The 23,168-nt window shown below is 70.3% G+C and carries 20 protein-coding genes and 1 tRNA gene; 13 read left to right on the top strand and 8 right to left on the bottom strand.

Annotation, left to right across the window (positions count from 1 at the left end):
• The first annotated feature begins 30 nt into the window (after positions 1–30).
• The 4 genes from ACIA1L_RS10370 to ACIA1L_RS10355 are packed head-to-tail and all read left to right on the top strand — an operon-like array spanning position 31 to position 2,660.
• Complete coding sequence (locus ACIA1L_RS10370) at positions 31–822, top strand: MOSC domain-containing protein (RefSeq protein ID WP_396072336.1); 792 nt, start codon at positions 31–33, stop codon at positions 820–822.
• 43 nt (positions 823–865) lie between these two features.
• Complete coding sequence (locus tag ACIA1L_RS10365; protein WP_396072334.1) at positions 866–1,789, top strand: expansin EXLX1 family cellulose-binding protein; 924 nt, start codon at positions 866–868, stop codon at positions 1,787–1,789.
• 29 nt (positions 1,790–1,818) lie between these two features.
• Positions 1,819–2,244, top strand: coding sequence for a helix-turn-helix domain-containing protein (locus tag ACIA1L_RS10360; RefSeq protein WP_396072332.1), 426 nt, complete (start codon positions 1,819–1,821; stop codon positions 2,242–2,244).
• Between the two features lie 5 nt (positions 2,245–2,249).
• Positions 2,250–2,660, top strand: coding sequence for a VOC family protein (locus ACIA1L_RS10355; protein ID WP_396072330.1), 411 nt, complete (start codon positions 2,250–2,252; stop codon positions 2,658–2,660).
• Here the strand turns inward: ACIA1L_RS10355 and ACIA1L_RS10350 are convergent.
• The 4 genes from ACIA1L_RS10350 to ACIA1L_RS10335 all read right to left on the bottom strand — a co-directional run bounded on the left by ACIA1L_RS10350 (position 2,644) and on the right by ACIA1L_RS10335 (position 5,955).
• Positions 2,644–3,171, bottom strand: coding sequence for a GNAT family N-acetyltransferase (locus tag ACIA1L_RS10350; protein ID WP_396072328.1), 528 nt, complete (start codon positions 3,169–3,171; stop codon positions 2,644–2,646). The genes ACIA1L_RS10355 and ACIA1L_RS10350 overlap by 17 nt on opposite strands.
• A 3-nt stretch (positions 3,172–3,174) precedes the next feature.
• Positions 3,175–3,258, bottom strand: a tRNA-Leu gene (locus ACIA1L_RS10345).
• 808 nt (positions 3,259–4,066) lie between these two features.
• On the bottom strand, positions 4,067–4,642 hold the full coding sequence (locus tag ACIA1L_RS10340; RefSeq protein WP_396072327.1) for a hypothetical protein: 576 nt from the start codon (positions 4,640–4,642) through the stop codon (positions 4,067–4,069).
• On the bottom strand, positions 4,639–5,955 hold the full coding sequence (locus ACIA1L_RS10335; RefSeq protein ID WP_396072326.1) for a helix-turn-helix domain-containing protein: 1,317 nt from the start codon (positions 5,953–5,955) through the stop codon (positions 4,639–4,641). Before ACIA1L_RS10335 ends, ACIA1L_RS10340 begins: the two co-directional genes overlap by 4 nt.
• Positions 5,956–6,238: 283 nt before the next feature.
• Here ACIA1L_RS10335 and ACIA1L_RS10330 point away from each other — a divergent pair, with 283 nt between their 5' ends.
• The 8 genes from ACIA1L_RS10330 (at position 6,239) to ACIA1L_RS10295 (ending at position 18,735) form a co-directional block, all read left to right on the top strand.
• Positions 6,239–7,180, top strand: a complete 942-nt coding sequence (locus tag ACIA1L_RS10330) for a hypothetical protein (RefSeq protein WP_396072325.1) — start codon at positions 6,239–6,241, stop codon at positions 7,178–7,180.
• Between the two features lie 467 nt (positions 7,181–7,647).
• Complete coding sequence (locus ACIA1L_RS10325) at positions 7,648–8,496, top strand: MurR/RpiR family transcriptional regulator (protein WP_396072324.1); 849 nt, start codon at positions 7,648–7,650, stop codon at positions 8,494–8,496.
• Positions 8,497–8,506: 10 nt separating this feature from the next.
• Positions 8,507–10,174, top strand: coding sequence for a urocanate hydratase (gene hutU, locus ACIA1L_RS10320; RefSeq protein ID WP_396072322.1), 1,668 nt, complete (start codon positions 8,507–8,509; stop codon positions 10,172–10,174).
• Complete coding sequence (locus ACIA1L_RS10315; protein WP_396072320.1) at positions 10,171–11,346, top strand: allantoate amidohydrolase; 1,176 nt, start codon at positions 10,171–10,173, stop codon at positions 11,344–11,346. Before hutU ends, ACIA1L_RS10315 begins: the two co-directional genes overlap by 4 nt.
• A complete protein-coding gene (locus ACIA1L_RS10310) occupies positions 11,343–12,629 on the top strand; it encodes a formimidoylglutamate deiminase (protein ID WP_396072319.1) in 1,287 nt (428 codons plus the stop codon). Before ACIA1L_RS10315 ends, ACIA1L_RS10310 begins: the two co-directional genes overlap by 4 nt.
• A complete protein-coding gene (hutI, locus tag ACIA1L_RS10305) occupies positions 12,626–13,774 on the top strand; it encodes an imidazolonepropionase (protein WP_396072317.1) in 1,149 nt (382 codons plus the stop codon). Before ACIA1L_RS10310 ends, hutI begins: the two co-directional genes overlap by 4 nt.
• Positions 13,771–15,306: a histidine ammonia-lyase gene (gene hutH, locus ACIA1L_RS10300; RefSeq protein WP_396072315.1), complete on the top strand. Its 1,536-nt coding sequence runs from the start codon at positions 13,771–13,773 to the stop codon at positions 15,304–15,306. The genes hutI and hutH overlap by 4 nt, the downstream gene beginning before the upstream one ends.
• Positions 15,307–15,543: 237 nt before the next feature.
• Positions 15,544–18,735 carry a helix-turn-helix transcriptional regulator gene (locus ACIA1L_RS10295; protein ID WP_396072313.1) on the top strand — a complete coding sequence of 1,064 codons (3,192 nt, stop codon included), beginning with the start codon at positions 15,544–15,546 and terminating at the stop codon, positions 18,733–18,735.
• Positions 18,736–18,915: 180 nt separating this feature from the next.
• Here the strand turns inward: ACIA1L_RS10295 and rdgB are convergent, their stop codons facing one another.
• From rdgB to ACIA1L_RS10275, 4 genes are all read right to left on the bottom strand, one after another.
• A complete protein-coding gene (gene rdgB, locus ACIA1L_RS10290; protein ID WP_396072312.1) occupies positions 18,916–19,530 on the bottom strand; it encodes an RdgB/HAM1 family non-canonical purine NTP pyrophosphatase in 615 nt (204 codons plus the stop codon).
• On the bottom strand, positions 19,527–20,255 hold the full coding sequence (rph, locus tag ACIA1L_RS10285) for a ribonuclease PH (protein WP_396072310.1): 729 nt from the start codon (positions 20,253–20,255) through the stop codon (positions 19,527–19,529). Before rph ends, rdgB begins: the two co-directional genes overlap by 4 nt.
• Positions 20,256–20,382: 127 nt before the next feature.
• Complete coding sequence (locus ACIA1L_RS10280) at positions 20,383–21,564, bottom strand: glycosyltransferase (RefSeq protein ID WP_396072468.1); 1,182 nt, start codon at positions 21,562–21,564, stop codon at positions 20,383–20,385.
• A 91-nt stretch (positions 21,565–21,655) separates the two neighbouring features.
• Entirely contained in the window at positions 21,656–22,402 is a 747-nt protein-coding gene (locus ACIA1L_RS10275) for an MBL fold metallo-hydrolase (RefSeq protein ID WP_396072309.1), read from the bottom strand.
• A gap of 259 nt (positions 22,403–22,661) precedes the next feature.
• On the opposite strand from ACIA1L_RS10275, the gene ACIA1L_RS10270 reads away from it, so the two are divergent.
• Positions 22,662–23,084 (top strand): hypothetical protein, encoded by a 423-nt coding sequence (locus ACIA1L_RS10270; protein WP_396072308.1) that lies wholly within the window; start codon positions 22,662–22,664, stop codon positions 23,082–23,084.
• Positions 23,085–23,168 lie beyond the last annotated feature (84 nt).

Raw genomic sequence — 23,168 nt, 5'->3', positions numbered from 1 at the left:
CGCCGGGTCAGGCTGTGCGAGGCTGACCTGATGCGGATCGCGGCGCTGCACACGTACCCGTTGAAGGGTGGCCGCCGGCTGGACCACGACGTGGCGCTGGTGGAACCCTGGGGTCTCGCCGGGGATCGGCGGTGGATGGCGGTCGACGCGGGCGGCGTGGGGATCACCCAGCGGCAGGTGTCCGCCCTGGCCCGGGTGCGCGCGGTGCCGCGACCCGGCGGACTCGTCCTGAACGGCTTCGACGTCGCCGAACCGGTCGACGGGCCGCCCCTGGACGTCCGGGTTTTCTCCGCTCAGGATCCGGTCGCGGCCCGGCTCGCTGCGCCCGCGACGGACCTTCTCTCCGAGCTGCTGGGCCGCGAGGCTCGGCTCGCCTGGCTCGCCGACCCCACCGGGCGGCCGATCCGGCGCAACGCCGAAGCGGGCGACCGGGTCAACCTGGCGGACGGCTTCCCGCTGTCACTGTCCAACGAAGCTTCGCTCGACGCCCTCAACGGCTTCCTCGACGAGCCTGTGCCGATGACCCGGTTCCGGCCCAATCTGGTGCTCGCCGACGCCGACGCCTGGGCCGAGGACAAGTGGGTGGGCGGGCGGCTGCGAATCGGCGACCTGACCTTCCGGGTGGCCGAGCCATGCAGTCGTTGCGTCGTCGTCACCACCGATCAGGAAACGGGCGCGCGCGGGCGGGAGCCGCTGCACACGCTCGGCGCCATCCGGCGGCGGGGCGGCGGACTGCATTTCGCCGTGAGCCTCATCCCGGACCTCCGCCCAGGTGACACCGGGGTCATCCGAGCGGGGGAGGCTGTCTTAAGCGTGTCTTAGGAGAGTTGCCCCGGGCAGCGCCAGGCGCGAAGGATGCCTCAGCGTGACTGCTCACCGCCTCCTGCGTCCCCGCTGGCTCGCCACCGCCGGCGCCGTCCTCCTGGCCGGCATCCTCGGCGTCGCGATCCTGCTGCAGAACGGCGGCGGCGCGTGCGCCGCGCCGCCCACGAGCGCCAAGCAGAAGGGCAAGGCCACCTTCTACGACCTCGCGGGCACGGTCGGCAACTGCAACTTCAAGCCCCCCGCCGATGATCTGTACGTGGCACTGGGCCGCACCGAATACTCCGCGGCCCTGTCCTGCGGAAGCTACCTCGACGTGACCGGACCCAGGGGCAAGGTCCGGGTCAAGGTGTTCGACTCCTGCCCCGAGTGCACGCCCGGCTGGCTCGACCTGAGCCGCACCGCGTTCGCGAAGATCGCCGACCCGGCGCAGGGCATCGTGCCGATCACCTACCGGGCGGTGCCGGGTGCGTCGACGCCGGGGCCGCTGAGCATCACGTTCGCGGAGGGCTCGTCGCAATACTGGTGGGCGGTGCTGATCGACAACCACGCCAACCCGATCTCGTCGGTGCGGGCGAAGGGGCCGGGCACCGGCTGGCTGACCGCCGAGCGCACCGACTACAACTTCTGGCTCATCGACCGGCAGACCGGCAACGGCCCGTTCCAGGTCGAGCTGACCGACCTCTACGGCAACCGCGTGACGGCGAAGAACGTCAAACTCGACCCCGAGCAAAAGCAGGCGACTTCCGTACGCTTCGCGGGAAGCTCGATCGCCGCCCCCGCCCCGGCTCTCGCCCCCGCCAAGCCCGTGACGCCCAAGAAGGCCAAGCCGACCGCGACACCCACCGCCTCGCCGTCAACCTCGCCGCCGACCCCGCCGGCGGGCGAAGCGGCTCCGGTCGCCACCACCGAGCTGCCCGCCCCCGACGCTGACCTGGCACTGGCCGCCGCCAAGCCCTCCTGCTAGGGGTTGTCCCGCGTGGGATCCTGGTGGGCATGAACCGGGACGACCTCGTGCGCCTGCGCCAGGCCCGCGACCTGATGGATCGCGACTTCGCCGAGCCCCTGGACGTGCCCGCGCTCGCCCGGCAGGCCCTGATGTCGCCGGGGCACTTCTCCCGCAGCTTCCGGGCGGCGTTCGGCGAAACCCCGTACAGCCACCTGATGACGCGGCGGATCGAGCGAGCCAAGGCGCTACTGCGGCGCGGCGACCTCACCGTCACCGAGGTGTGCTTCGCCGTCGGCTGTACCTCGCTCGGCTCGTTCAGCTCACGGTTCACCGAACTGGTCGGCGAGACGCCCAGCGCGTACCGGGCCCGGACCCACGAGACGGGCGCCGCCATCCCAGCCTGCTACGCCAAGATGTTCACCCGACCGGTCAGGAACGGAGAAGCCCGCACGGCCCCGCCGAACGTATCGTGAGCTGCATGGACATCAAGGTTTCGCACTGCTTCATCACCGTCGACGACCACGATAAAGCGCTCGGCTTCTACCGCGACGTACTCGGTCTCGAGGTGCGCAGCGACGTCAAGTTCGAGGGCATGCGGTGGGTCACCGTGTCGCCGCCGAGCCAGCCCGATCTGGAGATCACGATCGAAACGCCGGACTCCAACCCGAGCTCCTCGGCCGACGACAAGCAGAAGCAGTCCGAGCTGCTCGCCAAGGGCCTGCTCCGCGGGCTGGTCTTCGTCACGGACGATGTGGACGCCACCTTCGAACACATCAAGAAGTCCGGCGCCGAAATGCTCCAGGAACCCACCGACCAGGCGTACGGCGTCCGCGACTGCGCCTTCCGCGACCCGGCCGGCAACATGGTCCGGTTCAATCAGCCGCGTTGAGGTCGAGCCACAGCTGAATCTCGTCCCGGTCGTCGTCCGCCGCCACGCGGAGGGCGCCCGGGACCCGGCCGGTCACGGTGTAGCCGAGCTTGGCGTAGAACGCCTCCAGTCCGTGCCCATCCCGGACGGTGACTTGCAGCCCGGCCAGCCGCATGGCCCGCGCGACCGCAGCGGCCTCGGTCATCAACGCAGCCCCGTAGCCGCGACCCTGGCTGCCAGGACGGACCATCACCCGCTTGAGCACCCGCCAGTGCGCCTTCAACGCAAACCGGTTGTCGACGAGGAACAGCACCGCCACCAACCGGCCGTCGTCCCACCCGACCAGCAGCCGATCAACACCCGCCTCAACCGCGGCGAAGGTCTCCTGCGCCATCGGCCACACATCCGCCATACTCACCGGCGCCACAAAGCCGATCGGACCGCCCGCATTGGTGACATCGGTCCACAGTCCGACGATCGCTTCCCGCAGGTCGGCAGTCAGCGGCGGATCAAGCTCGAACGACAAGCTCATGGGTGCGGAAGGCGGGACTTGAACCCGCACACCCTCACGGATACGGGCTCCTAAGGCCCGCGCGTCTGCCAATTCCGCCACTTCCGCCCGATCAGCCCCACGCGGGGTTGGTCGCTGCGAGCAGTCTAGACGCCAGTCCACGACGGCTTCGCCCGGGCATCTGTCTCTTGCAGCGCGGCAGTTGCGCAGCAAAAGTTCTAGTTGCTCGATTCTCGAATTACTGCTCGATGATCTTGCTGACCGCTTGCGCGGGGCCGGGCCCGGTACCCACAACGAGCGTGTCGGCTTACGTCCGCTGGCGTGGCATGGAGGCGACCAGCGCTAATCCGTGTGCGTTGATCTTATGCGGCGGTTGCGGTCGTCTCGACGATTTTCGGCACCAGGTTGATCAATATCGATGCCGGTCAGGCGTGCTTCGCGTTGGGTCTTTTCGACGATGGTGTGGACCAGGGGTACCACCCGTGGCTGCGCACTTTGGCGACCTTGTCTTGCAGGGTATGCAAATAGTGGTGTGGCAGCACTGCCGGCCGAGCCGGCAGGGCGGCGCCGATCGAGCCGATGAGGCCGCAATGGGCTCCGGAGACGACTGGACGGACTCTGGACTAGGCCGCGATCAGTAAAAGGGCAGGAAGGCCAACCAGCCGGCGGCGTTCTCGTTCGAGCTGATGTCGAGACCGAGGACAGTCACCGACAGGCGCGACCACACCCGTGTTTGGTGTTCCCAGTGACGCAACACCGTTGGCGATCCTGAACGCCGATTGCGGGCAAGGCCTGGGTCAGCGGCAACCAGACGGCCCAGGATCCTTTGCCCGCAGATCTGCTTGCCCGGCCGCGGCACCACCGGCGACGCGAGGATGCTCCAGCACGTGCAAGAAGCACGTTATGGCCGCCGCCTCTAAGCCCAGGACGCAAGTGAGCCGCCGAGCAGGTCGATCGCGGTGAGCGGCACCCGCATCCGTTCTTGGGCGCGGAGCACGGTGAGGTAGGTGTCCACGCTCTCGGGTGCGACGAGGCCGCGACTCAGGAGTTCCGCGAGTACCCCGACAGTGGAAGCTGCTTTGACCCTGCGGCTGCGGGCCGCATCGCGGGCACCGTGATCGTCGGAGATGAGCCGGCCCCCGCCCGCGGCTGAGAGCAGGTGGATGCTGACCGCCTCACCGAGATGATCGAGGCTGTCATCGTCGCTGCCCAGGGAAATCGACTCCTGGATCTCCACGACGGCCGCCTGACCCTCGGCGTCGGTCACCCGAAAAGGTTCTCCGAGCCAGCTTTTGGCCCAATTGCACGCCCGTCCGGCCTGTGGGTGTGGGGGCTTGCGGGTGCGCTGCCGGGTCAGTTCCAGCCGGACGGCCTCGGCCCAGCCACCACGGCCTTTATAGCGGTCGCGGAAGAGGGTGGCGACGGGAGAGCAGTACGACAGGTTGATGATCGCGCAGGTGTCGAACAGCAGCGCGTCACGGCTGGGGGTCACAGATCAGCCAGGTCGTCTCGTACCGCCGGCGGCATGATCTCCGCTTCCACTAGTTCGAGGTACAGCTCGTCCGCGTCCTGGTCGAGCAGAGAGCTAAGTACACCGAGGCCGACACGGCCGTTACGGTAGCCCTGCTGCGCGGCCGCCCAGAGCCGCGGCGGGATGCGGCGTTCCTCGGAGGGGGCGGTCCATTCCTGCGGGTTCAGGTCACCGCCGGCCCTCAGGACGCTGGTCGCGGTGCGGGCCTTCCAGACATCGCGTTCGCCGGCGCTGAGCAGGCGGACACTGCGATCGGCGAGTTGGTAGAGCAGTGCGGTGAAGCTGACGTCGAACTCATGCATCAGTTCGGTCAGCACACTTTCGTCGATCTTGCGGTCGGCGACGACGGCGCGCAGCCCTTCGGTAGGCATCAGCAGGGCCGCCGCGAAGGCGTTGGCGCGTCGTTCGGACGGAGAATTGACCGCAAACACGTCACTTTCGACGATTACCTCGCGGGGATCTTTGAGGATGTGGTGGTCGAGTTCGTGGGCTGTGGTGAATCGCTGGTGCCCTCGGGGAAACGACGAGCTCACCAAGACGACGGCGATGTCGGCGCCGTGCGCGCACAAACCGCTGACGTCCTTACCTGTCGGCCATGTCACGGTGTTCAAACCGAAGTGGCGCTCGCACAGGGCGGGCAGGTCACCGACCGGGGCGACGCCGAGTCCTAGTTCCTCCCGGACGATCTGCGCCAGCCGGATGCCTGCTTCCACGGGCGAACCGGTAGTCAGCCCCTCCTGATGGGCTCGCTCGAGTACCCGGAGTCCTGCTGCGGAGGGCTCCAGCGGACGCAAACCCGTCGCATCGGCCAGGGCGGCTTCGGTTTCGAGGACCTGCCGAACCCTGCGCCGGGCGCGCGCCGTCTCATCCGTAGCCGGGGCGGTCATAACTCGTGCCGCCAGCGCGAGCGGGCCCATCCGGTTGACGCCGAGCACTTCCGCCAGCGTCACCTCGAGCACGTCGGCGACCACGGCCAGCTCACCGATGTCGAGCTTGCGACTACCGTTCTCAATCTTGGACATTTGCGACTTCGTCAACCCGAGCGCAGCGCCCAGCTGCGAGCCGGTCATCCCTTTCGCAGCCCGCAGCTCCGCGATCCGCACGCCCACTTCCTGCGCCACCATGCCCTCACTGTGCCATCTGGTTTCCATAATGGCAACCATCGACGCGATGGAGTTTCTCTCACCTCGCAATGGCGGGCATGGACAGGGAAAACGACCTAGATACATCTGGCAATGACGTGCGCTTTCCGCCTCGATGTGGTGCCGCAGCACGCGTCGAGGGCCCACCGCCCGGCGCTCCGCTACCGCTAGAGCGACCTTCGATTTTCGCGCGCTGTAGACCTAACGAAACCGAGAACCTGAGGAGTTTCCTTTACGGAAACCTCTTGGCGATGTAGTTTCTCCCTCGACTGATCATCAGGTGGATTCCCTCTACGGAGAGGTCCCGACGTAGCGGACCCGCCGGCCGAACCCCCTCCTCGCGGCCGGAGGTGCCGCAGATCCGCGGTCGCGGGGGCGCGCCGCGTGAGCACTCTCATGAGGAGATGAGGACTCAGTGCAGAAGATCCGAGTGCGCGAGCTGGCGCTACGGCTCAGCATCGCGCACGGCACCACGGTCACCGTTTCGGAAATCGTGGCTCTAGGGGTGGCGGTGGGGCTGCCGTTGCACCCCGCGACCAGCCTGCTAAACGAGTCGCACCTGCGGCGGCTCTTCGCCGGCATCTGGGGCGATGAGCTCGAGGAGAAGATCGCACAGGTGATGACGGCCGACCTGCCACTGTCGCCGCCCCGCAACGAGATTCCCGTGCCGTCGAAACCTCAAGGCAGGTTGCTGCGCGCCCTGCCCGCCCGCCCGGTGAGCGCGTCGGCCCAGGCCGCCGCCCGGGCCGCTCGACCCGGCCCGCCGCCGATCCGGCCACTGCCAGCCATCGCGGTCCAGGCCGCCAGGGGCGGAACCGTCCGTGTCGATCAGCTCGCATCCATGACTCGGGCGATGCTGCCGAGCGAACTCGCCAGCCGCGACCGGATCAGCCGGAGCCAGGCGGAGCGCTACGCCGACATCGGTCTGCGCTGGGCCCAGGCCGGTTTCACCGACCGGTCCGCCCGCCGGTGGCGGTCTTACGGAATCAACCCCGAGGCGGCCTGCATCCTGGCGATTCGGGGCGTCGCCCCGGAGCTAATGGACCGGGAGGTGCCGTTCGAGAACGGCCCGCTCGGCGGGCAGTCCGTCCTCGCCGGCTCGTTGATCACCGATCTAGCGATCCCCGCCCAGCAGGTCTACGACCTGCTGGTGGCCGCCGGTCATCACGCCCCGGTTCAGCGCGCTGAGCTGGTTCTGCCCTCACCGTCAGCCCGGACCGCGGTGGTGAGCGCCGTGCCGCAGGTGATGTTCTCCAGCCCGGGCGCCGACCAGGTGACCGATGGCCCGCCGACTGTGTCCCGGCGCCGTAACCATGCCAAACGGCATCAGGCCCGGCATAGCACCGAGCGGCGATAGGTGCAGGGGTCTCCGGGATACTCGGCTTTCATTCTGGACGAACGTGGATGCAGGCGGTCCGGCCCGTAGCCGTCGATGATCGGCAGCGCGGCGGTCCGCCTGCACTCAGCGCGCGTCAAGATGACCCCGTTCACCGCTTCCGAGTGCAATGTGTATTCGACAGCTGCGGCGGCGGTCGCCCGTCGCTCTGATCCGCCTCTCCGATCCGGATTCGCGTGGTCCTGAAGCCCCCTGACGGCGGTGCTGTGTGAACGTCATGCCGGGCAGAAGAACGCCGGTGTCGTATCCAGCAATGCACTGCCGGCGCGCAGCCCGGGCAGCGTTCGGCGCAATGCCAGCCGCCTTCGATCACTCTCCGTGAGGTCGAACATTTAGCGTCGAAATCGAGCCATTAGATCTAACCTGCACCGCAGTCGCCGGGGCCGTCGGGGCTAGCCACTGAAAGTTTTTATGCATACGCTGCACGTGTGAATGACGGGCTGGTCGGTACGGGCGGGCGGGTGCTCGATCTCTTTCAGGGTGCCCGACTCACACCCACCCAGCGGCGAATCGCGCACAGTCTCGTGCAGCACGGGCCGTCCGCGGCGTACCTGTCCGCTGCCGAGGTCGCCGAGTTGGCCGGGGTGAGTCAGCCGTCGGTGACCCGGTTTGCGATGGCGCTGGGCTACGCCGGCTATCCCGCTCTGCGGCGCGAGTTGCGGGCGCTGGCCGAGGTGCCGACGGCCCCGCCTGAGGCCGGCGAGAACCCGATCCAGGACGCGCTGCGGGCCGAGGCTCGACGGATCGAGCGAATGGCGGACGACCTCGCCGATCGCACCGCGGTCGAGGCTGCCGCGCGGATACTGGTGGAAAGCCGGCCGCTGCCGGTGCTCGGGCTGCGGGCCGCGGCGCCGCTGGCGGGGTACTTCGGATATTTCGCGGCGAAGGTGCATCCGGACGTCCGGGTGCTGGACAACGGCGGCACGATCCTGCTGGACCGGCTCGATCAGGCGCGAACCGCCGGGGCAGGAGCGCTGCTAGCCATCGTCCTGCCGCGCTACCCGCGGGAGACGCTTGACGCGATCGGGGAGGCTAAGGAGCTGGGCCTCGCCGTGGTCGCGCTCACCGACTCGGCGGTCAGCCCGGCCGCTGAGGCCGCCGACGTGGTGCTGCCCGCACCGGTCGGCACCCAGCTGGTGTTCGACCTGCACACCGGCCCCATGGCATTGACCATGGTGCTGCTGCAAGCCATGTGCGACGCCGCGCCGGAGGAAGCGCAGCGCCGCCTGGAGGAGTTCGAGGCGACGGCCCACCGCCGCCACATCTTCGAAGCATAGGAGTCCCGGCATGCCAGAGGTACGCGCGCAGCGTGGCACGGCGTACACCGCTCAAGGATGGCCCCAGGAGGCCGCCAAGCGGATGCTGATGAACAACCTCGACCCCGACGTGGCCGAGCGCCCCGAGGACCTGGTCGTCTACGGCGGGACCGGCAAGGCCGCGCGCGACTGGCCGTCGTTCCACGCGATGGTCCGTGAGCTGGACCGGCTGGGGAACGACGAGACGCTGCTGGTGCAGTCCGGCCGCCCGGTCGGCGTGTTCCAGACCCACGAGTGGGCGCCGCGCGTGCTGATCGCCAACTCGAACCTGGTCGGCGACTGGGCCACCTGGCCGGAGTTCCGCCGCCTCGAGCAGCTCGGCCTCACCATGTACGGCCAGATGACCGCCGGCTCATGGATCTACATCGGCACGCAGGGCATTCTGCAGGGCACCTACGAGACGTTCGCCGCGGTGGCCGCCAAGAAGTTCGGTGGCGACCTGGCCGGCACGTTGACCCTGACCGGCGGCTGCGGCGGCATGGGTGGCGCGCAGCCCCTCGCGGTGACCATGAACGGCGGTGTCTGCCTGATCGTGGACATCGACGAGACTCGCCTGCGCCGCCGGGTGAAGGACCGCTACCTGGACACGGTCGCCACCGACCTGGACGACGCAGTCACGCAGGCTCTTGCCGCGAAGGCAGAGCGGCGGGCCGTGTCGATCGGTGTGGTCGGCAACGCGGCCGAGATCTTCCCGGAGCTGCTGCGCCGGGGCGTGGCGATCGACATCGTCACCGACCAGACCAGCGCGCACGACCCGCTGAGCTACATCCCGATCGGGGTCGAGCTGGCCGACGCCGCCGAGTTGGCGCGGACCAAGCCGGAGGAATTCACCGACCGGGCGCGGGTCAGCATGGCCAAGCACGTCGAGGCGATGGTCGGGTTCCAGGACGCGGGCGCTGAGGTGTTCGACTACGGCAACTCGATCCGCGGCGAGGCCCAGCTCGGCGGCTACGAGCGGGCGTTCGCGTTCCCCGGCTTCGTGCCCGCGTACATCCGGCCGCTGTTCGCCGAGGGTAAGGGACCGTTCCGGTGGGCGGCGCTGTCCGGCGACCCCAAGGACATCGCGGCCACCGACCAGGCCGTGCTGGACCTGTTCCCGGAGAACGAGCAGCTGGCCCGGTGGATCAAGATGGCCGGTGAGCGGGTCGCGTTCCAGGGGCTGCCCGCGCGGATCTGCTGGCTCGGCTACGGCGAGCGGGACAAGGCCGGCGTCAAGTTCAACGACATGGTCAAGCGCGGCGAGATCTCCGCACCGCTGGCGATCGGCCGGGACCACCTGGACGCCGGTTCGGTGGCTTCGCCCTATCGGGAGACCGAGGCCATGCGCGACGGCTCGGACGCGATCGCCGACTGGCCGCTGTTGAACGCCCTGGTCAACACGGCCAGCGGCGCGAGCTGGGTGTCCATTCACCACGGTGGCGGCGTCGGCATCGGCCGGTCGATCCACGCCGGGCAGGTCTGCGTCGCCGACGGCACCGACCTGGCCGGGCAGAAGATCGCGCGGGTGCTGACCAACGACCCCGGCATGGGCGTCATCCGGCACGTGGACGCGGGCTACGAGTCGCAGGCCGCTGCGGGCGTCCGCATTCCCATGCAGCAATTCTCCGCGGCGGAAAACCGAGACGGAAAGACAGAATGACCGCGACCTTTCCGGAACTCTGGGCGGAAATCGCGCCGGTCGGCCGCGCCGACAGCGGCGGCTATCTCCGGTACGCCCTGACGGAACCGGAACTGGCCCTCCGGGACTGGTTCCGGGCTCAGGCCGCCAGCCGGGACCTGGACGTCACCGAGGACGGCAACGGCAACCTGTTCGCCTGGTGGGGCGAGCCGTGGGGTGAGGGCACGGTGCTGACCGGGTCGCACTTCGACTCGGTGCCGCACGGCGGCGCGTACGACGGGCCGCTCGGCATTGTCAGCAGTTTCCTGGCCGTCGATCGGTTGCGGGATGCGGGCTACACGCCGGGCCGGCCGCTGGGTATCGCCGCGTTCGTGGAGGAGGAGGGCGGCCGGTTCGGGCTGCCCTGCCTCGGCTCCCGGCTGCTCACCGGCGCGGTCGACCCGGCCAAGGCGGCGGCGCTGACCGACCGGGACGGGATCAGCTTCGGCGAGGCGCTGGGTGCCACCCCGGCCGGGGCCCGGCTCGACCTGGTCGGCAAGGTGTCGGCGCTGGTGGAGCTGCACATCGAGCAGGGCCGGGCGATGACGGTGCCGGTCGGGGTGGCGAGTGCCATCTGGCCGCACGGGCGGTGGCGGTTCGACTTCACCGGCCGCGCCGACCACGCCGGGACCACGCTGATGGGCGACCGGCAGGACCCGATGCTGACCTTCGCCTACACGGTGCTGGCCGCCAACAAGGAGGCCCGGCTGTCCGGCGCGCACGCCACGATGGCCCGGGTCCTGGTCGAGCCGAACGCCACCAACGCCATCCCGGCGTTGGTCCGTGGCTGGCTCGACGCGCGTGCCGCCGAGGAGTCCACGCTGGACGGTGTGGTCGACGCGATCGTCAAGCGCGCCCGCGAGCGGGCCGGGCGCGACGGCACCGAGGTCGGCGTCACGGCCGAGTCGGTGACCGCCAACGTCGCCTTCGACACGGCTCTGGCCGAGCGGATCGCCAAGCTGCTCGGCGGGGCACCGATCCTGCCGACCGGCGCCGGGCACGACGCGGGGGTGTTCTCCGCGCACGTGCCGACCGCGATGCTGTTCGTCCGCAACCCGACCGGAGTCTCACACTCCCCCGCCGAGCACGCCTCGGACGAGGACTGCGCGGCGGGCATCGAGGCTCTGTCCACGGTGCTGGAGGCGCTCTCATGAAGTTCTTCGCCGAACTTGCCTGGATCGGCGGGAAGGTCGAGCGGGACGTCGCCGTCGAAGTGACCGACGGCCGGTTCACCGCCGTCACGCCGGGTGCCACGCCGGTCGGCACGCGCCTGCCGGGTCTCGTGCTGCCCGGGCTCGCCAATGCGCATTCGCACGCGTTCCATCGGGCGCTGCGCGGGCGTACCCATGGCGACCGGGGCAGTTTCTGGACCTGGCGCGAAAAGATGTACGAGGTGGCCGGGCGCCTGGACCCGGACAGCTACTACGCGCTGGCCCGGGCGGTCTACGGCGAGATGGCCCTGGCGGGCATCACGTGCGTCGGCGAGTTCCACTACCTGCACCACGCCCCGGACGGGAGGCCCTACGCGGAACCGAACGCGATGGGCGACGCCGTGGTCCGGGCAGCGCGGGACGCGGGCATCCGGATCACGCTGCTCGACACGCTCTACCTGACGTCCAGTGTGGACGGCAAAGCGCTCGAAGGAGTGCAGCGCCGCTTCGGCGACGGCGATCTCGACGGCTGGCTCGCCCGGACCGGCACGCTGCGCGATGGCGAAGGCGTCCGGATCGGTGCGGCTCTCCATTCCGTACGCGCGGTGCCGGTGCGCCACCTCGACGGCCTCGCCGGCCGCGCGCCGCTGCACATCCACCTCTCCGAGCAGCGCGCCGAGAACGAGCAGTGTCGGGCAGTGCACGGGTGCAGTCCCACGGAACTGCTGCACCGGCACGGGGTGCTCGGTCCGGGGACTACGGCCGTACACGCAACGCACCTGACCGACGGTGACATCAAGCTCCTCGGCGGGAGCGGCACCGGGGTGTGTCTATGTCCGACCACCGAGCGGGACCTGGCCGACGGCATCGGCCCCGGGCGGGCGTTGGCCGATGCAGGCTCGCCGCTGAGCCTGGGCAGCGACAGCCACGCGGTCATCGACGTGTTCGAGGAAGCACGCGGGATGGAGCTGGACGAACGGCTCGCGACCGAGAAGCGCGGGCACTTCGCCGCGGCTGAGCTGGTCGCGGCCGCGACCGCACACACGTCGCTCGGCTGGGACGACGCCGGACAGATCGCGGTCGGCAAGCGCGCCGACCTGGTCGCGGTCACCCTCGATTCGGTACGCACCGCAGGCGTCGACCCCGCCGGCGTGGTCTTCGCGGCCACGAACGCCGATGTCACCCATGTCGTCGCCGATGGGCGCATGATCGTGGACGGGGGCCGGCACACCGGCTTCGACGTTCCCGCCGCCCTGCGGAACGCCATCCGGGAGGCGATCGCATGAGTCTTCTGATCACCAATATCGGCGAGCTTTTCACCGGCGACGACGAGCTGGGCATCCTGCACGACGCCGCCTTCGTCGTGGCGGACGGCCGAGTCGCCTGGGTCGGTGCCGCCGGGCAGGCGCCGGCCGCCGACGAGCGACTCGACGTCGAAGACCGGGCCGTGCTGCCCGGTTTCGTCGACAGCCACGCGCACCTGGTCTTCGCAGGCGACCGCGCGGCCGAGTTCGCGGCCCGGATGAACGGCGAGCCCTACACCGGCGGCGGCATCCGCACCACAGTCGCCGCCACCCGCGCGGCCGACGACGACACGTTGCGCGCCAACGTGGCCCGGCTCGTCGGTGAGGCCCGGCGGCAGGGCACCACCACCATCGAAATCAAGAGCGGCTACGGCCTGAACGTCGCCGACGAGGCCCGGTCGCTGCGCATCGCCGCCGAGTTCACCGCCGAGACGACGTTCCTCGGCGCCCACACCGTGCCCACCGAGTACGCCGACGATCCCGGCGCCTACGTGGCCCTCGTGACCGGCGCGATGCTCGCCGAAGCGACCCCGCACGCCCGCTGGATCGACGTGTTCTGCGAGCGTGGCGCCTTCGACGGCGACGCCACCCGGGCGATCCTGCTCGCCGGCCGGGACGCCGGGCTGAAGCTGCGCGTCCACGCCAACCAGCTCACCGAAGGCCCCGGCGTGCAGCTCGCGGTGGAACTCGGTGCCGCCAGCGCCGACCACTGCACGCACCTCAGCGCTGCGGACGTGGCGGCGCTCGCGGGTTCTGAGACGGTGGCGACATTGCTGCCGGGGGCCGAGTTCTCGACGCGGTCGCCGTACCCGGACGCCCGGACGTTGCTCGACGCCGGTGCCACGGTGGCGCTGGCGACGGACTGCAACCCCGGGTCGTCGTACACATCGTCCATGCCGTTCTGTATCGCCCTTGCCGTGCGCGAAATGCGCATGACGCCCGCGGAAGCCGTCAAGGCCGCGACCGTGGGCGGCGCAGCCGCGTTGCGGCGCGACGACATCGGGGTCCTGCGCCCCGGGGCCCGCGCCGACGCGGTCGTCCTCGACGCACCCACCCACCTGCACCTGGCCTACCGGCCCGGAGTCCCACTGATCAGCCGAGTTCTGCACGACGGAGTGCCCCTATGAGTGTCATCGTCCAGCCCACCGGCATCACCCCCGCCGACGTCATCGCGGTCGCCCGACGCGACGCGAAGGTCGAGCTGTCCCCGGCCGCGGTCGAGGCCATGGAACGCAGCCGCGCCATCGTCGACGGCATCGAAGCCTCCGGCCGCCCCGTGTACGGCGTCAGCACCGGCTTCGGCGCCCTCGCCAACACGTCCATCGCCCCGGAACGCCGCGCCGAGCTGCAGCACGCGTTGATCCGCTCACACGCCGCCGGCGTCGGCGCACCGATGCCGCGCGAAGTGGTGCGCGCGATGATCCTGCTGCGGGTCCGCTCGCTGGCCCTCGGACTGTCCGGCGTCCGCCCGAAGCTGGCCCAAGGCCTCGTCGACCTGCTGAACAACGACATCACCCCGTGGGTGCCGGAACACGGCTCGCTCGGCGCCTCCGGCGACCTGGCCCCGCTCGCCCACTGCGCCCTCGTCCTGCTCGGCGAAGGCTGGGTCGTCGGCAAGGACGGTGGCCGCGTCGACGCCGCGCAGGCCCTGCACGCCGCCCACCTGGAACCGCTCGACCTGGCCGCCAAGGAAGGCCTCGCGCTGATCAACGGCACCGACGGCATGCTCGGCATGCTGCTGCTGGCGATCGACGACGCCGAGCACCTGTTCACCATGGCCGACGTGACGGCCGCGCTGGCCATCGAGGCGATGCTCGGCTCCGAGCGCCCCTTCCTGCCCGAACTGCACTCCATCCGCCCGCACCCCGGCCAGGCCGCCTCCGCCGCGAACATCCACGCCCTGCTCCAGCAGTCGGCCATCATGGACTCGCACCGCGACGACCTCGCCCACGCCGTGCAGGACGCGTACTCGATGCGCTGCGCCCCGCAGGTCGCCGGCGCCGCCCGGGACACGCTGGACTTCGTCCGTCAAACCGCCGAACGGGAACTGCGCTCAGTCGTCGACAACCCGGTCGTGCTCACCGACGGCCGCGTCGAATCCACCGGTAACTTCCACGGCGCCCCGCTCGGCTTCGCCGCCGACTACCTCGCCATCGCAGCAGCCGAAGTCGGCGCCATCGCGGAACGCCGCGTCGACCGCCTCCTCGACGTCGCCCGCTCCCGCGAACTGCCGCCCTTCCTCTCCCCCGACGCCGGCGTCAACTCCGGCCTGATGATCGCCCAGTACACGGCGGCCGGCATCGTCGCCGAGAACCGGCGGCTCGCCGCCCCCGCGTCCGTCGACTCCCTGCCCACCAGCGGCATGCAGGAAGACCACGTCTCGATGGGCTGGGCCGCCACCAAGAAGCTGCGCACCGTCCTCGACAACCTCACCAGCGTCCTCGCGGTCGAACTGATCTCCGGCGTCCGCGGCATTCAGCTCCGCGCCCCGCTCACGCCCTCACCGGCCGGTCGTGCCGCGGTCACCGCCGTGGCGGCCTTCGCGGGCGAGCCGGGACCGGACGTGTTCCTCGCCCCGGTGATGGAGAAGGCCCGCGGTGTGGTTGCGGACCGCGCCCTGCGTACGGAAATCGAAGGCGCGATCGGCACGCTGCGCTGAGCGTCCCTCGCCAGACCCTTTGCTGAGAGCCCGGACCATCGCGTCCGGGCTCTCGTCCGTCAGCCTTACCTGCCGACACCGTCCCTGCCGGTGATCCGCGCCCTGGCCCGCCGCGAACGGGCCCCCGCCACGATCGCCGCCTTCTGAACCGCACAGCCAGCTCGCCGGCGGGCACGGGGTCGCTACTATCGCGCACGGTATCGATCTTTGTCGGTGCCGCGAGGTGTGGGCGAGGCGGTGACGACGGTGGATGGGATGCGCGGCAGTGTGGGCTCGAGCCCGCTGGTCGGACGGGCCCGGGAGCTGGCGGCCCTGCGCACCGTTCTGCGCGGACGACGCGGCGGCCCGGCCGTGGTCGCGATCGCCGGCGATCCGGGCATCGGCAAGACCCGGCTGCTGACCGAGTGGCTCACCGAGGCCCGGCGCAGCGGTCAACTGGTGCTGGTCGGCCGGGCGGCAGAGTTCGAGCGTACGGTGCCGTTCGGCGTGCTCCGCAACGCCATGGAGGACCACGTGCTGGGGTCCCGCCCGGACAGCCTGGCGGCCACTGACCTGCAACTGCTGCCCAGCGCATTCCGTACGCTCGCAGCCGTCGGCGCCGCCGCAGACCCGGGTTTGCTGGCCGGTGAGCGGTACCGACTGCATCGGGCCATACGGACGCTCGTGGAACACATCGCCGAACCGGGCGGGTTGGTGCTCGCCCTCGACGACCTGCACTGGGCCGACGACAGCTCGTTGGAACTGCTCGACCACCTCCTGCGGCATCCACCGCGCGCCCCGGTGGTGCTGGCACTCGCGTACCGGCCGCGGCAGGCTTCGGCTCGGCTGCTCAATGCGCTCGCCGAGGCGACCGGGCGGGGATTGGCTACAACGATCGAGGTGGGCCCGCTGACCGCCGCCGAGGCCGGCGACCTGCTGCCTGCCCACCTGGGCCCGGCCCAGCAGGCGCAGCTGGTGCGCGCAGCCGGCGGCAATCCTTTCTACCTTGACGTGCTGGCTCGCAAAGCGACGCTCGAGACGCGCGCGCTCGGCGAGCTTCTCGAGCCGCCGGCTCCCAGCGAGTTGCTCGAGACGGCCAGCCGCGGCGGCATGCTCGAAGCGTTGGCCGGGGAGTTCGCCACGCTCGATCCGCGGGATCTGCTCGTGGTGCACGCTGCTGCGGTCGCCGGGGACGAGTGCGACCCGGGCCTGCTGGGTGCGGTAGCCGGCCTGCCCGAGTCCGAGGTGCTCGTCGCGCTGGAAGAGCTGGTCCAGCGGGACATCGTCCGGCCGGGGCAGGCGCCCGGCCGGTTCCGCTTCCGCCATCCGCTCCTGCGCAGCGCTGCCTACTCTGACGCCGGGTCGGGGTGGCGGTTCGGCGCGCACGCCCGGGCGGCGGCGACGCTGGGCGACCGCCGGGCACCCCTGGACGTACGGGCACCGCACGTCGAAGCTTCCGCGGCCACCGGCGACTTGGCCGCCGTCGACCTGTTACGTGCCGCCGCGGTGCAGGCATTGCCCGCCACCCCGGCCGCCGCTGCGCATTGGTTGGGCTCGGCGCTGCGGCTGCTGCCGGAGGAACCAGCGGTCGCCGCGGTCCGCCTGGAACTGCTTCACCTGCGGGGACGCGCGCTGGGCGTGACGGGCCGGCTGGGCGAGAGTCGGGACATTCTCGGCGAGATCGTACGCCGGTTGCCCGCCGGCACGGACGAACGCCTCTCCGCGGCCGGGTTTCTGGCCGTACTCCAGAATTTGATCGGGAATCACGCCGAAGCCCGCGCCCTGCTGGGCCAGGAATTGGCCGCCCTGCCTCGGGACCGGCCCGCCGCAGGCGCACTACGGGTCGTGCAGACCTTGACCGACGTCATGTACGGCCCGTCCGGCGCCGCCGAGGCAGGCGAGGCGATCCGCCTGTCCCGCAGCACGGGCGACCGGCCCCTGCTCGCCTTCGCCCTCAGCGTCGGCGTCGTCGCCAACCACGCCTTCGACACGACCCACCCGCACACTGCCGCCTGGCTCGATGAAGCCGTACGGTTGGTGGACGCCCTGCCGGACTCCGAACTCGCCGGCCGCCTCGACCTGATCCCGTTCCTGGCCTGGGGAGAACTGTTCCGCGAGCGTTTCACCGACGCCCGCCGGCACCTGAGCCGAGCGGTCCAGGTCGCCCGCGCCACCGGCCAAAGCCACCTGATCGGCATCCTGCAGATGCTGCGCGGCGCCGTCGCCACCACCACTGGCCGTCTGGCCGAAGCGGTGGAGTATCTGGACGATGCCATGGAGGCAGCCGTCCTCACCGGCACGATCCAGACCCAGGCAAGGGTGCTCGGCTACCGCTGCTGGGTCAGCGTCTGGCGCGGCGACCTGGCGGAGGCGATCGTCTTCGGCGAGCAGGGGGCGACATTGGCAGCGCGAGGCGAACGCCCGGACTGGCAGGCCGGGCCGTTGGAGGGCTATCTCGGCTTCGCCCGGTACGCCGCCGGAGACCCGGCGACCGCCCTGGAACTCCTTCAGCGCAGCAGCCCCGTGCCGGACCGCAAGTCCAGGTCCGACGGCGGCACGTCCCGCCCGGTCTGGCAGGCCCGCCGCTATCAATGGCTGGCCGCGGCAGCCGCCGCGACCGGCGATGTCCACGGCGCTGCCCACTGGGCCGCCGAGGCCAGCAAACTGCCGGCAGCACCCGACCTGCCCCGCCGAGTGGCTTTCATCCAGCTCGCACACGTCCACGCGACCCGCCGCACTGACCCCACCACCGCCAGCGCCCATGCCACCCACGCCGCGGCCGCCTTCCACCAGGCCGGCGACCTGATCGGCGCCGCGCAGGCGCACGTGTACGCCGCAGCGGCCCTCCGTGACCTGGGCGCCACCCGGGACAGCGAACGGCACATCGCTGGTGCCCAGCGGGGCTTCGCCGCCTGTGGTGCGACTCCGCGGTGGCTCGAGAAAGAGACCGGCATCGCCCTCTTCGCCCCAGCCTTCGAGCCTGGCGAACAGATCGGCCGCATTTCTCAAGTTCCGCAGCAAACGGTGGTCCTGCCCCTGCGACCTTCCGAACCAACACCGGCACCGGCACCGGGCCAGCCCGCCGAACCGCCATCGGCAACCGAGTCAGTGCGGGCGATCCGCGGTCAGCCGGTCCCGAACGGAGTCCTGGCGACCGAGCCCTCGCCGGATGACCGCGCCGTCATCGGAGCCCTGGCCGAATCGGTCAGTGTGACCAGGGTGGAGTCCACGCTACAGTCGGTCCCGCGCCTCACTCCGCGGGAACTCAGCGTGCTTCGCCTGCTCGCCGAATCCTTGACCGCAGCAGCCATCGCCCGACGACTCGACCTCAGCACCGGCACCGTCCACAAGCACCTCGGCCGTCTGTACCGCAAGTTCGGCACAACAGATCGGCTAGCGACCGTGCTCCGCGCCCGCGAGGCTGGCCTTCTCCCCGACACCGGCCACTAGACCCGGCTCGCGCGAACTATGCGCAGCTCCACCGCCCTGAAATCGCGCAGCCTCACCGCCCTGAAATCGCGCAGCTCCACCGCCCTGAAATCGCGCAGCCTCACCGCCCTGGAATCCGCGCGAAGCCAGCAACAAACGACCACAAGCCAGCCACGATGAAGCCGTCAACAACCTGGCGGGCTAGCGGGGCAGTTCTTTGGCGATCACCTTGGCTAGTTCGCGGAAGGCTTTGCCGCGGTGGCTGATGGCGTCCTTCTCGGCGGGGGCCAGCTCCGCGTTGGTGCGGTCTTGGCCGTCGCCGAGGAAGACGGGGTCGTAGCCGAAACCGCCAGCGCCCCGGCGGGCGCGGAGGATCTGGCCGGTCTGCTTGCCCTCGACGAGGTGTTCGCGGCCGCCAGGCAGGACCAGGGCTGCGGCGCAGACGAAGGCTCCGCCGCGGTGTTCGTCGGAGACGTCGCTGATCTGGGCCAGGACGAGGTCGAGGTTGGCCCCGTCGTTGCCGTGGCCGCCAGACCAGCGGGCGCTGAAGACACCGGGCATGCCGTTGAGGGCGTCGACGGTGAGGCCGGAGTCGTCGGCGACCGTGGGGAGGCCGGTGCGCGAGGCGCCTTCACGGGCCTTGATCAGCGCGTTTTCGCCGAAGGTGAGGCCGGTCTCCGGAACATCCGGGTAGTCGGGGAAGTCGCCGAGCCCGACCAGCTCGATGCCGCCCGCGCCGAGGGCGACGTCGAGGATGCGCTGCAGCTCGACGAGCTTCTTGGCGTTGGCGGTGGCTAGCAGGAGTCGGGCGGTCATGAGGCGAGAGCCTTCTGCTGGGCGGCGGCGAGCTCGGTGCAGCCGAGCACGCCGAGGTCGAGGAGGGCGTCGAGCTGGTCACGGCGGAACACGTTGGCCTCGCCGGTGCCCTGGACCTCGACGAAGTCGCCGTCGCCGGTACAGACCACATTCATGTCGACGTCGGCGGCGACATCTTCGGCATACATCAGGTCGAGGCGGGGTTCGCCGGCGATGATGCCGACGCTGACCGCCTGGATCGAGCGGTGCACGACCGCGGCTGGCTTGCCGGCGAGCGACTTGCGGTCGGCCAGCCAGGTGACAGCGTCGTGCAGGGCGACGTATGCGCCGGTGATGGCAGCCGTGCGGGTGCCGCCGTCTGCCTGCAGCACGTCGCAGTCGAGAACGATGGAGTTCTCGCCGAGCGCCTTGAGGTCGATGCAGGCCCGCAGGCTGCGCCCGATGAGCCGGGAGATCTCCTGCGTGCGGCCGCCGACTTTGCCCTTGACGCTTTCGCGGTCGCCGCGGGTGTTGGTGGCGCGCGGCAGCATGGCGTATTCGGCGGTGACCCAGCCGAGGCCGGAGCCTTTGCGCCAGCGCGGCACTCCTTCGGTCACGCTCGCCGTGCAGAGCACTCGGGTGTCGCCGAATTCGACGAGCACCGACCCCTCCGGGTGGATGCTCCACCGGCGGGTGAGGGTCACGGGTCGGAGTTGGTCCGGCGCTCGGCCGTCGGGGCGTGCCATGTCAAGAAGCCTAGGCGGAGCGGACCCGATCCCCGCCGCCGGGTTCCGAGCCTGTGGACGAAGGCCATGCCTGTGGATAACCGCCCATCGACGAGCCGCGTTCATGGCATAACTACGGCCATGCGAATCAACGGCCTTCGAAGACCGGCACCTCAGGCCGCAGCACCGCCCGCGAGCTCTGCCGGGCGACCATCGCGGGCTGCCACGCCGGTCGGGCGCCATGCGCCCGCAGGAAACCCTCCACCGCCTGCGGCCACCCGAACAGCTCGGCTCGGGCCCGTGCGGCCGCGCGGCGTTCGTGCTCAGGACGCTCCATCAGTTTGCGTACGCCCGCAGCAAACTCCTCCGGCGTCCCGGGCACGGCCACCCCGGCCTCCCCCACCACCTCGGGCAGGGCACTGGCGTCGTTGACCACCACCGGCGTACCGCAGGCCAGAGCCTCGAGTGCGGCCAGCCCGAACGTTTCGACCGGCCCGGGCGCGACGGCCACGTCTGCACTGGCGAGCAGCGCCGCGACGTCATCACGCTCAGTGATGTGGCCGGCGAATCGCACGGGCAGTCGTGCCGCTCGGTAGGCCAGAGCGGTGCGGCGCGAACCATCACCGGCCAGCACGAGCACGGCGGGAGCTTTGGCGGCGCGCAGTGCGGCGAGCGTGTCCACCGCCAGCTCGGGCCGCTTGTCCGCGGACAGCCTGCTGCAGTAGACCACCAGCAACTCGTCCGGCCGGGCGTATTTGTCGCGCAGCGCCGGATCGCGGCGGCTCGGGTGGAACTGGCGCAGGTTGACCCCGAGCGGAATCTCCACCAGGTTGGGCACGCCGAGGCGGCGGAACTCCGCGGCGGCGAAGGCGGTGGTGCACACGATCTGGTCGAAGGACTCCGCCGTGCGCCGGTTGAGCCGGTCGGCGAGCGCGTCGCGGTACGGCATGCCCCACACGCCCAGCAGGCCGGCCAGGCTCTCGTGGGAGACCATCATCGAGCCGACGCCGCGTTCGCGCGCCCAGTGGCCGGTCCAGCGCAGCGTGGAGCGGTCGGATACTTCGAGACGGTCGGGGGCCAGCTCGTCCAGCAGGCGGTCGAGCCGGCGCCGACTGGTCAACACCCGGTAGCCACCGGTCTTGGGCAGGTGATGGCCTGGCAACGTGATGACCCGACCCTGGGCGGTCAGTTCGTCGGAATACCTGCGCCCGGGAACGATCAGGATCGGCTCATGCCCGGCTTGCCGGTATCCCTCGCCGAGGTGCCGAAGAGCGGTCCGCAAGCCACCGGAACGAGGTGAGACGAAATTCGCAAGCCGGACAATGCGCAGCCCGCGACGACTGCCTGTACCACCGGTCATGCAGGGCACTCCAAGGTCACGATCGAATCGATGGTGCGCTCGTGCCGTCCCCTCGGCAGCTTTACAGATCGTAGCGGGCGCCAGGCCGAACCACCTCGACCGGACCCGCGTACGCCGCGCAAGCAGCCTCCACAGTAGAGGCTTCGGAGGCCCAAGCGGGAACCAGATGAGTCAGCAGCAGCCGGGCAACGTCGGCCTTGGTGGCAGCCTCGCCCGCCTCCCGACCGGTGAGGTGCAGGTCGGGCGGGTTGGCGACCCCGTCGAGGTAACTTGCCTCACACAGGAACAGGTCCGCGCCCTGAGCCAGGCGCAGCAGCGGCTCACACGGGGCGGTGTCCGAGGAATAGGCCAGAACGCGGCCGCCGTGCTCCACGCGTACGCCATAGGTTTCGATGGGGTGGTTGACCCGGTCGGCCGTGACGGTGAACGGACCGATGGGGAACGTCCCGGGCTGGAGGGCATAGAACGTGTAGACGTCGTCCACCGGCTCGTTCTCCGAGCTGTACGCGGCGGAAATGCGCTCGGCGGCACCCATCGGCGCGTAGACCGGCAGCGGCGGCAGCGGCCCACCAGGTGCGTAGCGGCGGACCACCACGTAGGTGCAGGCGTCGAGCATGTGGTCGCAATGCAGGTGCGTCAGCAGGATGGCGTCGACCGCATCGATGCTCGCGTAACGCTGGAGCGCGGACAATGAGCCCGAGCCGAAATCGATCAGCAGCCGAAAGCCGTCGGCCTCCACGAGGTAGGCAGAACAGGCCGACTCGGGGCCGGGAAAACTGCCGGCACAGCCGAGAACGGTCAGTCGCATGCAAGTCCCTCTGGTTCACGCTCGGTCGTCCGCGAATCCGCCGACCGGCCACCGGCAAAGATTGCAGACCAGTCAATCACGCTGCGCAGCCTACGCCGGGACCAGCGCGTCACGTAAACGTCTGATCGATTTGTCGCTAAATCGACAACATATGTCACACCGGCCGTGAGCTGGGTCATCTTTGCCTGCGTTACGCCTCGTGAGTCCAATCCGTTGCACATCGTGAGGGGACATCCGGGGCATTTGTGGAGGGCAAGAAGTGACGACAACTGACGTGGACCAGACCACCACACTGCCCGAAGTAGCGGCGCCGGAAGTCGTGCCTTTCGGCTGGGAACCGGTCCGCCCGTCGATCCCGCCCGCCGACGGCGAAGAGGCCGTCTTCCGCTTCCCGGCCGCCGACGATCCGGCGCCCGGCAACCGTCGACTGCTGGGGATGTCGCTCTACGCGACGCTGCTCGGACTCACCGGGGTGGGCATCGGGATCCGCGGCCTGGTCTCGCAGATCGGGGGCGGCGTGCCCGGCTGGTACTCGTGGGTGCTGGCCTTCCTCGGCATGGTCAGCGTGGCCCTGTCGGTGGGCGCATTCCTGTCCATCCACCGCCGCGTCCTGCCCTGGCTACTCCTGGCCGCCGCCGCAGTTCCCCTGATCGCGGACGTCATGCTGGCCGTCGCCTACTAACCAGCCACGCTGCAGGTCCTTGATCACAAGCGGATCGACGAGGGCGGCTCCAAGGACGAGAACCCGAAGAGCACCGCCCTCGCG

The sequence above is a fragment of the Actinoplanes sp. NPDC051859 genome, from assembly GCF_044452725.1.
GTDB lineage: Bacteria > Actinomycetota > Actinomycetes > Mycobacteriales > Micromonosporaceae > Actinoplanes.
Note: the sequence above shows the minus strand (reverse complement) of the source record. Positions and strands in the feature narration are given on the sequence as shown.